Here is a 12,302-nt window from a genome sequence, read left to right as displayed (position 1 = left end):
CGTTTTGCTCGTCCGCCGTCGAAGCGTTGAGGTCTTCTGGGTTGGTACACGTTCTTGCGGCCGTGGGAGTAAACTTTCCGCGCGACATCACGAATGGAGTCCCGTGATGCATCGAAGGTCGCCAAATTGGCCTGCTGCCGGTTTTTCGGACACGAGCGCTTCAATCTCAATCAAGACGATCGAGCAACTGCAGATCGTCGCCGAGATCGATCAGGCCTACCCGCGCCAGGCCATGTCGCGCAGCGAACGTCTTGAACGCTGGGCGGAGCTCCTTGAACGGAACCCTGACCGGCGCCTCCGACGCTGCACCGAGTATCAGCCGGTTAGAGCACGCGGGGCCATGCGCGGCGGCGGCTCGCCGATCTCAGTCGCTTTCGAGGATCCTGTCCTCCGCGCCGCCGGGTTGGAAAACGACAACTACAGCGAAGCGAAGCGGTTCTTCGAACTGACCGATGGGGCAATTGCATGAGATCATCTGCTATTGCCATTTTCGGCGCGACGGTGATCGCCGCAACGGCCGCCCGTCACATCCGTGCGGCGATTGCCGGGAGACAGCCCGGCATGTTCGCTCGGATGCGTGAGGCTTTCGTCGGATAAGCCGGCGACGCTTCGCGGCATCATTGTTGAAGCGGGCTCGCATGAAAGCCGCCGCCGCAGCGCAGGCAAGCGCTCCCCACGCGGGAAGGCTGCGTTGAATTGGGGATGGTGCGGTCATGATTATCCAAGGTCCTTTTCGAGAGCGGCGTCAACTGCTGGGCTGAGTTGCACCATCTGTTGCGCCGAACTCTGCAGGGCGATTGCCGGCAGATGAATGAACGCGTCGACGCGTCGCCAGGCAAGCCTGGAGGATCCCCTCAATCGATCGACGCGGTAGTCTCCGGCAGGTTGCCACGCCTCAAACCCGGCAGCCGGAACGCGGATGAAAAGTGAACGACGGTCTGCGTGGTGCGACTGGCCATGGGTGCTTTCCGCAGGAGCGCGCCGACGTCCCTCCTGCATCTTTTCCATCCGAACCGGAAAGATCCCAATGCTGCCAGTACATCCGTGGTCAGCGCCGTGGTTCAAAGGCTCCAACAGAGCGACATGCGCGCCGAATAAGCCCTATACATTCGCTGTCGGAAAATTCGGTGCTTCATGGCGGGTCGAAGGTCGCGGACCTATGTCGATCGGGACCGCGAAAGCCAAATCGGCCAAATCCACGCAATCTATATATATGTTTCGATGCACATTCAATCAAGGCTCAATAGGTTTGCTTCGTAATTGCTGATTACTATAGTCTGTTGTCGGCAAAATTAAGAGGGATGTATTACGATAAAATTGCTTATTGCTCCGCTTTTCGGACGGCCAAAAGCGCCGGTAACAACGACTGATTTACATTTCAAATATTTTCGGCTTGAGGAATTAAAAATTTGGCACTCCTATCATTCGAGTGCCAAAGGGGCTATGTTAAGTGTTGCAGTCGCTCCATATGCGGCGGCAGAAAGAACCCCAATGAAATTCCGGCCACTCCACGACCGCGTCGTCATTCGGCGCGCGGAAGGCGATACCAAATCCAAGGGCGGGATCATTATTCCCGACACCGCCAAGGAAAAGCCTCAGGAAGGCGAAGTGATCGCCGTTGGGCCCGGCTCGCGTGACGAGAGCGGCAAGCTGATCCCGCTCGACGTCAAGGCCGGCGATCTCATCCTGTTCGGCAAATGGTCCGGCACCGAGGTCAAGATCGACGGGGAGGATCTCCTGATCATGAAGGAGAGCGACATTTTGAGCATCGTCGAGAAGACCAAAGCGGCCAAGAAAGCCGCCTGACCGGGCGATTTCCGATCCCGCAATTTCAAGACTGAACTGGACGTAAAATCATGTCTGCCAAGGAAATCAAATTCGCTACCGATGCCCGCGACCGGATGCTTCGCGGCGTCGAAATTCTGAACAACGCCGTCAAGGTGACGCTCGGCCCCAAAGGCCGCAATGTCGTCATCGACAAGGCCTATGGCGCGCCGCGCATCACCAAGGATGGTGTCGCCGTCGCCAAGGAAATCGAGCTTGCCGACAAGTTCGAGAACATGGGCGCCCAGATGGTGCGCGAAGTGGCCTCGAAGACCAACGACCTTGCTGGTGACGGCACGACGACAGCCACGGTGCTGGCCGCCTCCATCCTGCGCGAAGGTGCCAAATTCGTTGCCGCGGGCATGAACCCGATGGATCTCAAGCGCGGCATCGACCTTGCTGTGGCTGCCGTGGTGAAGGACATTCAAGCCAGGGCCAGGAAAGTCAAATCTTCGGACGAGATCGCCCAGGTCGGCACCATTGCCGCCAATGGCGACGTCACTGTCGGCGCCATGATCGCCAAGGCTATGGACAAGGTCGGCAATGATGGCGTCATCACCGTCGAGGAAGCCAAGACCGCCGACACCGAACTCGATGTCGTCGAAGGCATGCAGTTCGACCGCGGCTATCTCTCGCCCTATTTCGTCACCAATGCCGAAAAAATGCGCGCAGAGCTGGAAGACCCCTACGTGCTCATCCACGAAAAGAAGCTCGGCAACCTGCAGGCGCTGCTGCCCATCCTCGAAGCCGTGGTGCAAAGCGGCAGGCCGCTGTTGATCATCTCCGAGGACGTCGAGGGCGAAGCGCTGGCGACGCTGGTCGTCAACAAGCTGCGCGGCGGCCTCAAGGTCGCGGCCGTCAAGGCGCCTGGCTTCGGTGACCGCCGCAAGGCGATGCTGGAAGACATTGCCGTGCTCACCGCCGGCCAGATGATTTCGGAGGATCTCGGCATCAAACTCGAGAACGTCACGATCGACATGCTCGGGCGGGCTAAGCGCGTGCTGATCGAGAAGGATACGACGACGATCATCGACGGCGCCGGCGAGAAGGCCACCATCCAGGCGCGCGTCCAGCAGATCAAGTTGCAGATCGAGGAAACGACCTCGGATTACGACAAGGAGAAACTCGAGGAGCGGCTGGCGAAGCTGGCTGGCGGCGTTGCTGTCATTCGCGTCGGCGGCGCGACCGAGACGGAAGTCAAGGAAAAGAAGGACCGCATCGATGATGCGCTGAACGCCACTCGTGCAGCCGTGGAAGAAGGCATCGTTGCCGGCGGCGGTGTTGCGCTTTTGCGCGCCAAGGCAGCTTTGACTGAGCTTACTGGCGCGAATGCTGACATGACGGCAGGTATTTCGATTGTGCTGAGAGCACTTGAAGCGCCAATCCGCCAGATTGCCGAGAATTCCGGCGTTGAAGGTTCGATCGTCGTCGGCAAGCTCTCCGACAGCAAGGATCACGATCAGGGCTTCGACGCCCAGAACGAAGACTATGTCGACATGATCAAGGCCGGTATCGTCGACCCCGCCAAGGTCGTTCGCACGGCCCTGCAGGATGCCGGCTCGATTGCCGCGCTCCTGATCACCGCTGAAGCAATGATCGCGGACATTCCGCAGAAGGTTTCGCCCGCTATGGGTGGCGCAGGAGGTATGGGCGGAATGGGCGGAATGGACTACTGAGCGGCGCCTGAGACTATAGCCATGACGACGGAAGGCCAGCGACGCGGGCACATGCGAGCCGATATCTCGGCGATCATCGGTTCGCTCGACATCGTGTTCGGGGAGATCGATCGATAGGCTCGTCGCTGTCGTATTTGCTGCTAAAAATGGTCTTGGAGACAAGAACATGACCGACACTCTTGCCGAGAAAACATGTACGCCTTGTCGCGGCGGCGTCCCGCCGCTCACGCGTGATGAAGCCCAACGCTTCCAGGCACAGGCTCCCGATTGGGAGCTGGGTGACGATGCCCACCGCATCCAGCGAAGCTTTCGATGCCGCAATTTCCGGGACGCGCTCGCCCTTGTTCAGGAGATCGGTGAGCTCGCCGAAACCGAAAGCCATCACCCCGACATCAGCTTCGGCTGGGGTTATGTGACGGTTTCCCTGAGCACCAAGAAGATAAAAGGACTGCACGAGAACGATTTCATCATGGCGAGCAAGATCGATCGGGTGTTCGATCGCTCGGGCCTGCCCCTCGACCGCCAGCAGTGACACGGCAAATCCATCGCCAATCTAGCGAGGTTTCCATGACAGAGATCCGAACCGGCAACCAGCCCGTCACCCAAATCACCATCGTCGATTCTGAACCGGACAAGCAGACCGAGGCATTGTCCGTCATGACCGAGCGGGCGCGCTTTATGGCGCGCCAGCCTGGGTTCATCTCAATCAGCCTGCATCGCAGCCTCGACGGGCGGCGCATCGTCAACTACGTCCAATGGCAGAATCGCGATCTCTTGCGATCGGCTCATCAATCGCCGGAATTCCGGAAGGAGTGGGGTCACTTCGATCAGTTGACGGACGAGATCGATCCCAATCTGTACGAGGTAGCCCAGGTGATAGATGGTGGTCAGTAGCCGTGCTGTTCAGGTGACCTGAACAGCACGGCCGAGACAGCTCGACATAAGCTGGCGAATTTGAGCCACGACGGCCATGAACGATTCGCATTGTAACCGTTTTCGGCGGATCCGGCTTTCTCGGCCGCCGGGTCGTTCGGCATCTCTTGCAAGCGCGGGTTTTCCGTTCGGATTGCATCAAGGCATCCGGTGGGATCTTTTGCCAGCGGTGGAAGGTGGCGCGGGGAATGCCTAGCTTTTCGTCATCCAAGCGGCCTGGCAAACCGCCATCCGACGCCGGGCTGGCATGCTCCTGATCCACTACAACAGCCGGCATGTGATGGGGAAGATCATCACGCCTGGCCAGCCCACAGTGCCGCCGCAGACCATCGTTGAGGGCAGCATACATGCCGGGCTGGACGTATCGCTGGGCGATCTCCGCCAATGGCACACGTTACGCGCCTGGTGCAGAAACTGCTCGCACCATGCGGAGGTAAAGGCGCCGGCCCTCATCAGGCGCTACGGCAGGGACGCGCTGTTCAGCACGGTCGAAAGGGCACTTTTCTGCACGAGGTGCGAGCGGGGAGGGCCGGTTCGGCTGGAGATTCATAAGCTTCCGAGGAACTGAAAGGATGTTGATGCAGGACCTAATCGATTTTCTACAAATCAACTCGGCTCTGGTGCTGGCCAACCCAATAGCTTTTTCTACGTTCGCCGTCCTTTTTGCAGGAGGAGGCTTCCTGGTCGGGCGCTACTTTTTGGCCGAGCGCATCGCAAATCTGGAAAGCCGCATCGCCAGGCGGGATGACGAGATTAAGGCGCTCAAAGAGGGACGGTCATCCGCAGAGGAATCCAAACTGCCGATGGTGCCCATCATAGCCACCAAAGCCATCTGGGGAGAGGAAGAGATTGCGTCGCTCACCGGGAGTCTATTCACCCACACTGAAGACAAGATACGTCTAAGTCAGTCGTGATAGGCACTTTGTTGCCAGCGAGTGGCCCGGCGCTCTCTGCGATCCTGCGAGGATGTGCGACACGCGGATGCGCTTCTGGATGAAGGCTGCATATAGGGGCAGCGTCGTCAGATCTGGTCAGGCGAACGATGCTGTCGACAAACGCCAGTCGGCGACAAGCTCGACCCGAAAGCCGACCCGCTCGCCGATGAGCTCAACGCGTTCTGGCATCGCATCGGCATTATGCCTTCGGCCCGAGAGATCAGCGACTCGCAGCGCGGCATGAATGGCTGCATACGGTCGGCAGTGAAAAGGAACGCCGTCCATTCCTCGCCTGGGTCCAATCTAGAGGGCGGGTTATTTCATGCGAACCTGTGCCACGCTGTCCCTGTAGTCCGCTTTCGGGTCGCCCATCCCGAGGAAAAGTTTCACCCCGGCGACGATGCTGGAAGCATCCTTCCAGATTTCGGCGTCCGCAGGATCAAACCTGAGCAAGCACAGCTTCGGATCTTCCTTGCCTTCTTCGAACCATGCGGCGACGAAGCGATTCCACAATCGGTCGATGACTGCCCGATCATCGTCGATCATCAGTGTGCCTTCAACGGTGGCGAACAGGTCGTGTCCCTTGGCGGAGTAGACCAGTGTCGCTTCCTTTGCAGATGCAACGGCCTCGGCCAAGTCGGTGTCCTTCGCTGTGAAGAAGTAGATTACGTTGCGGTCACCATCGAACTGCGCTGTCATCGGTCGAGGGTGGACGCTCGGGACGCCGATCATTGCCGTCATGTCGGAACGGATCGAATCCCAAAACTTGCTTTTGAATTCCTGATCGTTGTCGGGCATGGCTTGTCTCCTGTGAGAACGCCAAACGCCGCGTGTCTGCCGTGGTTCCAAGCGCTCGCGGACAACAGGCAGAACCTGGCCAGCCACAGATCAGGTCGGCGTGACGACGAACATGGCCATTAACACGGTGCCCTTGACGAGCACCCGAAATGCAGCCCCAATCGGATCACATCGTTCGTACGGGGATTCGCATGAACCGATTTCTCTTTGTGATGGCCGACTTTCTATCCCGACCGCCCGGCTTCTATGTGCTAATCGCTGCAATGATCGCCTGCACTGCGATGGTTCCGTTTGGGCTCACAAACGTAATCACTTATGCGCTCTCAGTGGCTGCGATAGTGATTACCGGCGTCGTGCTGATTCAGGGCTATCGCGACACTGCTGCCATCCATGCGAAGCTCGACGAGATCATTGTCGCATTGAAGGAAACGAGGAACAATGTCGTCGGGCTCGAGCACGCCCAGCCCGAGGAGATCAAAGCCCATTTGGCGCGGCTTGAACTGGAAGCGGCGGCGGCTGATCAAGAAGCTAAGCACGAGGGAGTCTCTGGCGCCTAATTACGCCAGCGGCTTGGCGAGATCGCGTCCAGCGGCTCGCCTGCGTTTCAAAATTCAACCCCAGGCGCTTGCCAAAACGGCCAGTTTCCGGCCACGGCCCGCCTAAGAACGACATGGCAGGGAACCGATTTAACAGGCTCTGAGTTTGAATTGTTAACCCAAGGTGAAAGTCTTAGGGAGCAACACAATGAAAACCATCCATCATCTCCTCGCCGGCACCGGTATGGTGCTGATTTCAAGTGCATTTTTCGGCTCAGCGGCGACCGTTCCAGCATTTGCGCAGGCGATTGAGCGCCAGATCTCGGCGGGGCAGCAATGTCGCTTGTGCCCGCCGCTCACCAATGGCGAGGGCCATCCGACAGGCACAGCTAGTAGGGACACCATCGCCGGCAGCGGCAGCGTCGGCGACCACGGCAGCGTCGGCGGCACCGGCAGCATCAGCGGCAGCGGCAGCATTGACGGCAGCGGCACCGGCAGCATCAGCGGCAGCGGCACCGGCAGCATCGGTGGCAGCGGCAGCATTGACGGCAGCGGCACCGGCAGCATCGGTGGCAGCGGCAGCATCGGTGGCAGCGGCAGCATTGACGGCAGCGGCACCGGCAGCATCGGCGGCAGCGGCAGCATTGACGGCAGCGGCAGCGGCAGCATTGACGGCAGCGCCACCGGCAGCATCGGTGGCAGCGTCAGCATTGACGGCAGCGGCAGCGGCAGCATCGGTGGCAGCGGCAGCATTGACGGCAGCGGCAGCGTCAGCGGCAGCGTCGGAGGCAGCGGCAGCGTCGCGCGCTGACAACGGCGGGCAATAGCGGCAATGTTAACGCCGGATTCGGCAACGGTGGCGAAGGTCCTGCCGACGAGATGGAGATGCCTGAGTCATTACCTGACCGCGATCAGCGCCGCGAACGCATCGCGGGCAGCCTGTCGATACGGAGCCAGCCGCGCTTCGTGCTCAGCGGGCCAGCTTGCCGGGATGTAGCGGTTGATCGCCGCCTCGACCAACGCACGCGAACCACGCAGATCGCGAACCAGCGCATTGGCCTCAACCGATGCGCTCGACGCGGATCGGCGACGGATCGAAGTCGACGCCCTTGACGTTGGCGCAGTCCATCAGGTTCGACTTGGCATCATGCGCCGTGTCACCACCGTGACACGCTCGGTCTGGTAAAGCTGCGCGATCGGTTCGGCCCTGATGCGCCATCGCGAGGCAAATGACGGCCGCTAGAATGAAGCGCAATGGACAAGAACGATGGCGACAATCTTCCTGAATGGTTTGCGAGTCGCTTGCCCGAGGATCCGGTGATCCGTGCAGATATTCGGACTAGGATTTCGAGAGAGACGGATGGGAAAAATGGGCTCTCCGGTATGGTGCTCACTAAAGGCGGGCGGGACGACAATCTGGTCGAAAAAAAGGAAGAAGCCAGCGCCGCCCTCGACAACCAACCGTCCGGGGTTCCGTGGCTCCTAGTCCTGTGTGTGCTCTCAATGTTGGCCTGGGCAGGGTACGCGCTGGCCGGTTCGTATTTTCTATAACGCCCGCTCACCGACCCCTTCGCCTACCATGTACCGGATCGGCGGTTCGGTTCCCGGAACTAGGTTGCCTATTCCGCCTGCAGTGTAGGTGGCAAACCAAGCTGGCGAGCCAGGCATACCTAGGCCCGAACCGCAACTGCTAGTTACTCCCGCCTATTAAAGCTGGACTTCAGATTGCCGCGCCAAGATGTTTCGCACGTTCGACACCTGCCATTGGCCATTGCGCGCTGTTCGAACGCCGCGGCTGTTCAAGGCGACGGCCAGGCCACGCAGGCTGGTGATGCCGGAGCGCTGAATGGATGCGATGATAGGCAGTACGGACTGGGCAAACTGGTTGTAGCGCGCTAGATCAGTTGGCACTTCTGTCGCAGCTTCACTTGGCAGGAACGCGGCTTAAACAGGAGCGTTCGGACTACCCCGGCGTGCCCGGAACACCGTTGGGTGAGGCGAGTGGCTTAACGAACCGCAATATCCGATCCCAAGTGACGATCCGGATCCGGCAAACGTCATATATGGCTTCCAGCCGGAGCTGAAACGAATGAGCAGCATCTGCCTGCTCGACTTCAGTCCCGCCTCTCATATATCGGCCGTCGCGGCCGATTATGATTCCGCCCGCTCTGATGTGACGTGGGTATCTCACATCGAAGCGCTGCCTAAAGTTGTCACTGCCTCGGGCGTCGTGGACGTAGTGAATAAGCTGGGTTTCGGCTTTGACTAAGTCCTTCGAGGGTCGGTACCGGCCGGCAGCGTCGTCATATTCGATGAGAGGCGATTGAGGCGCTTTCAGTTCCCAAAACTCCACGATGCGATCTATCGGCCCCGTTTCGGATTGCAAATCGGCAACGATCATGTGGTCGCTGCGCCCGAAGTAACTGCGCTTTTCGGCGAGAGTGACCTCCTGGACGGGGGTCTGTTGCAGTAAACAATCAGTGGCCCACTCAAGATATGGAGCGCACTGCATCTCAGTGTACCCCTCTTGAGTGGTCACTAGGCTCTCGAAGACACCAACCTCTGCTTCGCTAAGCTGCTGCATGTTGCACCCGCACCAGGTGACGCGAAAGGGTCCGGGTGAGACAGTCTTCGAAGTCCTCAGCCATCGCGGCGTATGGTCGGTAGCCGCCATTCCCGTCCGAGATATTCGCAACAAAAGCAGCGCGGATCTCGTAAGAAAAGTCGCAGTCGGGGCCGACGGCCAACATGCCCACGTTGGCCAGCCAGGCCCGTCCTCCAGGGTGAATAGAGATGACACTCTCACGCATCGCGAGCTCGACGCCTTGGATCGATAGCTGGGTCCCAAGGACGGAAAACAGGGCATCCCAGTCTGGATAGCCAGTTATGCCTGGCAGGGGCGTTCCGGCCAGCCTTTCGAAGGCGACCCACTGGTCCTGAAGTGAACGCTCGCCGAATGCCACTATTAGGAGCGGGCCTGAGAGCCAAAACGAATGATGGATTTGCTCGCTGGTTTGGAAGCACCGCTCGATAACGTCGCGAGGGGCTAGATCAATACGTCTATGAATTGCATCCAAAAAACTTTCAGGCGGCTCGTGCAAAAGCATAATTTGTCAAACCCATTGCTTACGTACTTTAGCACCAGTTTTCGCCAGGTGTTCAACCTCCCGATGTGATCGGTCTAGTGCGTCCCGGACGAAACTGGCCTCGGCCCGACGGTTTGGATTGGCAATCCAGCTAATCGGGAAACTCCGGGAAATACGACCGGCGCTTATGCAGTTGCTCCAACAACGCATCGATTGCACGGTGCTCAGATGCGCCAGGCTCGGTCAGGATCTGGCCCGACTTGCTGATGGGCTCCCGCATGTAAGGGCTATTAAGCACGGTCATAAACACATTGAACCACGGGTCTAGGCTGTGAAGTTCCAGATGATCGGGATGGTTGGTTAGAAAGACAAATGCGCAAGGATAAGCGTCCCAACCGGCCGGGTGACGAGCGAGATCGAGCACATCGCGAAATAGCGCGTCCGCCCATGGTGCTTCATCTCCCCGTCCGTTGAATTCGGGCATGTGAATGTCCACAAACACAATTCGCCTATGGTCAGCCTGCTTCAAGAGAGCCTCGGCGAGCTTTGATCTCACTCGTGGATAGATCTCTTCAGAGGTCGGGGCGCGACCTGGCTTTCCGAGCAAGCCTTCCCTCCCTGTTGCTTTGGCTTCGACGGTGAATTGGGCGCCTGTTTCACGGTGCACAGCCTCAAAATCGCAGCAACTGCCGACGCACTTTCCTTCTTCGATAAACCTGATGTCAAAACCCGCTGCGAGAAGGTGAGCGCCAACGTACATCTCGTATCTTGCGCCATGGAACTGGTCAGGAATGCGAAGCCTTTTCAGGCATCGTTCGTGATCGACTCCATGCTGAGCCAAAACCCACAAATCATAGGCCAAAGACAGGAGCGCAGCCGATGCGCCCGTGGTTTCAAACTTGACTACACGCTCACCCCCCACGCGAGCGCATTGGAGTTGGGCATTGAAAATGTCCACCCAAGAGGCGACTGGATGACGGCTTTCTTGGGGTAACTTTTCTTGTTTGGCCCACCAGCCGTCGTGGTCCATTCTCAGTTTCAGAAAATTGAGCAGGAAATCAGACGGTGTCTTGAAAAGACCGACACAGATGGACTCACCCACCCAGATCACCTTCTCACCTTGCGGCCTGTTTGCGTAGCGCAACGGCTTAAGGTGAGGGTTTTTCCCAACCTGCTCAAGTGCGAAGCCAATCTCGACCCAGGCCGCGATTTGATCGCGGGAGGGGAATTGAGAGACACTGTCGGCTTTCGACAAACAACATTTCTTGAATTTTCGCCCGCTTCCACAAAGGCAGAGGTGGTTCCTGCCTGTGGGGTTTGAGATTGTTGCCATCTCTTCTTATAGGCAGCCCGACCTCGCAATCCAACTGGGCTACAATCAGCTCCTTTCCAGTTACGCCGCTTCCGCCGCCAAAGGTGTACGGCAGCTTCAAGACTGGGTAAGGAAGCAGATCCAAGAGATCACGCCGAAGCCGAAGAGGCGCTAGCGCAGCAGCAAGTAGGCACCCGTCGCCGCCATCACAAGGCAGGCACCCATGCCGATCATGTCGCGCTGCCGGTAGCGCCAGACCGCGCCAGCGAGCATCGAGGCGCTGACGGCTGCGATGTGTATAGGGCAACGAGGCTCATAAGCTCTTGGGACAATCCGGCAACGGCGGCATCTCTTCAAGCTGGGCTCTTCGAACAATATCTCGTCGCTGAAGCGTCCGAGCCGCACTCCATTTCTGCTCGACCTCTAGCCAACTCCGAACACGAATTTTCTTGGTCGTCGATGTTTCCACCACTACGGCGAATTGGTGAACGATCGGAGGATCGCTACCAGGTGCTATCCCACGGATAATTAATGGATCTCCGTCTGCAAATGCCGCGTCGCGGAATTGCTTTCGCTTCAGATGGCGCTGCGCATGCAACTGGGCAAGCAGTAGGTCCGATGCGTCGAGAGGCCGTTCTATCCTGTTCTTTGTTCGGTCATTCGTGGCTTCGAACACAGGTGGATCGGGCAGGGCACGGGAGGGTCCAAACGAGGATGCCTTTACTAAAACCTGCTTCCTTCCGCCGTGCGTCATTGCCGAGGCCTCCCTCCGGCGGCCATCAGTCGATTGTCCGCTCGATCGTGACTTTCTTCCCCCGCGAAAGCAGGACCAGCAGCCCAAGGATGATTGCACCAAAAAGCCAGGTCCACAGCAGAATCCCGGTGGCGATGGTGGCGCCGATCGCTGTGCCGGCATGCGAGGCCGCATCGGCTGTCGCCTGATACCGCTCTGTCGCTCCTTTCAGGCCAGCAAACATCCACACCGTCATCAACCCGTTAAAAGCAAGAAACAGCAGCCAAAGCATCATGCCGAAGAAACCGCGCTTGCGAACTTCTACACGCTCAATTCTTCCGATTAGATTGCCCTCCATTTCCCCAGCGGCAACATCGCGCAATCCAGGCGCGCGCAAGCAGCCCCCAAGCAAGGGCGCACTTGACGATTTCAGCAGAAGGAAGTGGCCGGGCGGTTTCTAGCATAGCAA

15 protein-coding genes and 2 pseudogenes are annotated in these 12,302 nt (G+C 58.7%); 10 read left to right on the top strand and 7 right to left on the bottom strand.

Features of this window, described 5'->3' with window-relative positions; all coding sequences use genetic code 11:
* Positions 1-163: 163 nt before the first annotated feature.
* Positions 164-597, top strand: a pseudogene (locus tag AC0L2P_RS06255) (hypothetical protein).
* A gap of 120 nt (positions 598-717) precedes the next feature.
* Here AC0L2P_RS06255 and AC0L2P_RS06250 read toward each other — a convergent pair.
* Positions 718-1,008 (bottom strand): hypothetical protein, encoded by a 291-nt coding sequence (locus AC0L2P_RS06250; RefSeq protein ID WP_473500359.1) that lies wholly within the window; start codon positions 1,006-1,008, stop codon positions 718-720.
* A 483-nt stretch (positions 1,009-1,491) separates the two neighbouring features.
* Between AC0L2P_RS06250 and groES the strand changes: the two genes are divergently transcribed.
* The 6 genes and pseudogenes from groES (at position 1,492) to AC0L2P_RS06220 (ending at position 5,347) form a co-directional block, all read left to right on the top strand.
* Positions 1,492-1,806 (top strand): co-chaperone GroES, encoded by a 315-nt coding sequence (gene groES, locus AC0L2P_RS06245; RefSeq protein WP_473500358.1) that lies wholly within the window; start codon positions 1,492-1,494, stop codon positions 1,804-1,806.
* Positions 1,807-1,856: 50 nt separating this feature from the next.
* The gene (gene groL / locus AC0L2P_RS06240; RefSeq protein WP_473500357.1) at positions 1,857-3,500 is read left to right on the top strand and encodes a chaperonin GroEL; all 1,644 of its coding nucleotides are present in this window, start codon (positions 1,857-1,859) and stop codon (positions 3,498-3,500) included.
* Between the two features lie 42 nt (positions 3,501-3,542).
* Positions 3,543-3,617, top strand: a pseudogene (locus tag AC0L2P_RS06235) (NADH-quinone oxidoreductase subunit D-related protein); the annotation flags it as partial.
* A gap of 49 nt (positions 3,618-3,666) precedes the next feature.
* Complete coding sequence (locus tag AC0L2P_RS06230) at positions 3,667-4,032, top strand: 4a-hydroxytetrahydrobiopterin dehydratase (RefSeq protein WP_473500356.1); 366 nt, start codon at positions 3,667-3,669, stop codon at positions 4,030-4,032.
* A 35-nt stretch (positions 4,033-4,067) separates the two neighbouring features.
* Positions 4,068-4,394, top strand: coding sequence for an antibiotic biosynthesis monooxygenase family protein (locus AC0L2P_RS06225; protein WP_095491314.1), 327 nt, complete (start codon positions 4,068-4,070; stop codon positions 4,392-4,394).
* 611 nt (positions 4,395-5,005) lie between these two features.
* Positions 5,006-5,347 carry a hypothetical protein gene (locus tag AC0L2P_RS06220; RefSeq protein ID WP_473500355.1) on the top strand — a complete coding sequence of 114 codons (342 nt, stop codon included), beginning with the start codon at positions 5,006-5,008 and terminating at the stop codon, positions 5,345-5,347.
* Between the two features lie 336 nt (positions 5,348-5,683).
* Here the strand turns inward: AC0L2P_RS06220 and AC0L2P_RS06215 are convergent, their stop codons facing one another.
* Positions 5,684-6,166, bottom strand: coding sequence for a pyridoxamine 5'-phosphate oxidase family protein (locus AC0L2P_RS06215; protein WP_287347399.1), 483 nt, complete (start codon positions 6,164-6,166; stop codon positions 5,684-5,686).
* A 191-nt stretch (positions 6,167-6,357) separates the two neighbouring features.
* Between AC0L2P_RS06215 and AC0L2P_RS06210 the strand changes: the two genes are divergently transcribed.
* The 3 genes from AC0L2P_RS06210 (at position 6,358) to AC0L2P_RS06200 (ending at position 8,253) form a co-directional block, all read left to right on the top strand.
* Complete coding sequence (locus AC0L2P_RS06210; protein ID WP_128187400.1) at positions 6,358-6,723, top strand: low affinity iron permease family protein; 366 nt, start codon at positions 6,358-6,360, stop codon at positions 6,721-6,723.
* Positions 6,724-6,910: 187 nt separating this feature from the next.
* Positions 6,911-7,513 carry a hypothetical protein gene (locus tag AC0L2P_RS06205; RefSeq protein WP_473500354.1) on the top strand — a complete coding sequence of 201 codons (603 nt, stop codon included), beginning with the start codon at positions 6,911-6,913 and terminating at the stop codon, positions 7,511-7,513.
* A 443-nt stretch (positions 7,514-7,956) separates the two neighbouring features.
* A complete protein-coding gene (locus AC0L2P_RS06200; RefSeq protein ID WP_473500353.1) occupies positions 7,957-8,253 on the top strand; it encodes a hypothetical protein in 297 nt (98 codons plus the stop codon).
* A gap of 156 nt (positions 8,254-8,409) precedes the next feature.
* On the opposite strand, the gene AC0L2P_RS06195 is transcribed toward AC0L2P_RS06200, so the two are convergent.
* The 5 genes from AC0L2P_RS06195 to AC0L2P_RS06175 form a co-directional block, all read right to left on the bottom strand.
* Positions 8,410-8,613 carry a recombinase family protein gene (locus tag AC0L2P_RS06195; RefSeq protein WP_473500352.1) on the bottom strand — a complete coding sequence of 68 codons (204 nt, stop codon included), beginning with the start codon at positions 8,611-8,613 and terminating at the stop codon, positions 8,410-8,412.
* Between the two features lie 52 nt (positions 8,614-8,665).
* Positions 8,666-9,214: a Shedu anti-phage system protein SduA domain-containing protein gene (locus AC0L2P_RS06190; RefSeq protein ID WP_473500620.1), complete on the bottom strand. Its 549-nt coding sequence runs from the start codon at positions 9,212-9,214 to the stop codon at positions 8,666-8,668.
* A 58-nt stretch (positions 9,215-9,272) separates the two neighbouring features.
* A complete protein-coding gene (locus AC0L2P_RS06185; protein ID WP_473500351.1) occupies positions 9,273-9,809 on the bottom strand; it encodes a hypothetical protein in 537 nt (178 codons plus the stop codon).
* A 130-nt stretch (positions 9,810-9,939) separates the two neighbouring features.
* Entirely contained in the window at positions 9,940-11,121 is a 1,182-nt protein-coding gene (locus AC0L2P_RS06180; protein ID WP_473500350.1) for an SEC-C metal-binding domain-containing protein, read from the bottom strand.
* 758 nt (positions 11,122-11,879) lie between these two features.
* On the bottom strand, positions 11,880-12,215 hold the full coding sequence (locus AC0L2P_RS06175) for a hypothetical protein (RefSeq protein ID WP_473500349.1): 336 nt from the start codon (positions 12,213-12,215) through the stop codon (positions 11,880-11,882).
* Positions 12,216-12,302: the final 87 nt, after the last annotated feature.

Source organism: Mesorhizobium sp. WSM4836 (genome assembly GCF_055811815.1).
The sequence above is the reverse complement of the archived record's forward strand: the minus strand, read 5'-3'. Positions and strand labels throughout refer to the sequence as shown.

What these genes read in the sequence shown, in the direction of transcription:
- groES (WP_473500358.1), top strand. Translation starts at nt 1,492, where the DNA reads ATGAAATTCCGGCCACTCCACGACCGCGTCGTCATTCGGCGCGCGGAA.
- AC0L2P_RS06250 (WP_473500359.1), bottom strand. Translation starts at nt 1,008, where the DNA reads ATGGAAAAGATGCAGGAGGGACGTCGGCGCGCTCCTGCGGAAAGCACC.
- AC0L2P_RS06205 (WP_473500354.1), top strand. Translation starts at nt 6,911, where the DNA reads ATGAAAACCATCCATCATCTCCTCGCCGGCACCGGTATGGTGCTGATT.
- AC0L2P_RS06185 (WP_473500351.1), bottom strand. Translation starts at nt 9,809, where the DNA reads ATGCTTTTGCACGAGCCGCCTGAAAGTTTTTTGGATGCAATTCATAGA.
- AC0L2P_RS06180 (WP_473500350.1), bottom strand. Translation starts at nt 11,121, where the DNA reads ATGGCAACAATCTCAAACCCCACAGGCAGGAACCACCTCTGCCTTTGT.
- AC0L2P_RS06210 (WP_128187400.1), top strand. Translation starts at nt 6,358, where the DNA reads ATGAACCGATTTCTCTTTGTGATGGCCGACTTTCTATCCCGACCGCCC.
- AC0L2P_RS06220 (WP_473500355.1), top strand. Translation starts at nt 5,006, where the DNA reads ATGTTGATGCAGGACCTAATCGATTTTCTACAAATCAACTCGGCTCTG.
- groL (WP_473500357.1), top strand. Translation starts at nt 1,857, where the DNA reads ATGTCTGCCAAGGAAATCAAATTCGCTACCGATGCCCGCGACCGGATG.
- AC0L2P_RS06200 (WP_473500353.1), top strand. Translation starts at nt 7,957, where the DNA reads ATGGACAAGAACGATGGCGACAATCTTCCTGAATGGTTTGCGAGTCGC.
- AC0L2P_RS06190 (WP_473500620.1), bottom strand. Translation starts at nt 9,214, where the DNA reads ATGCAGTGCGCTCCATATCTTGAGTGGGCCACTGATTGTTTACTGCAA.
- AC0L2P_RS06225 (WP_095491314.1), top strand. Translation starts at nt 4,068, where the DNA reads ATGACAGAGATCCGAACCGGCAACCAGCCCGTCACCCAAATCACCATC.
- AC0L2P_RS06215 (WP_287347399.1), bottom strand. Translation starts at nt 6,166, where the DNA reads ATGCCCGACAACGATCAGGAATTCAAAAGCAAGTTTTGGGATTCGATC.
- AC0L2P_RS06230 (WP_473500356.1), top strand. Translation starts at nt 3,667, where the DNA reads ATGACCGACACTCTTGCCGAGAAAACATGTACGCCTTGTCGCGGCGGC.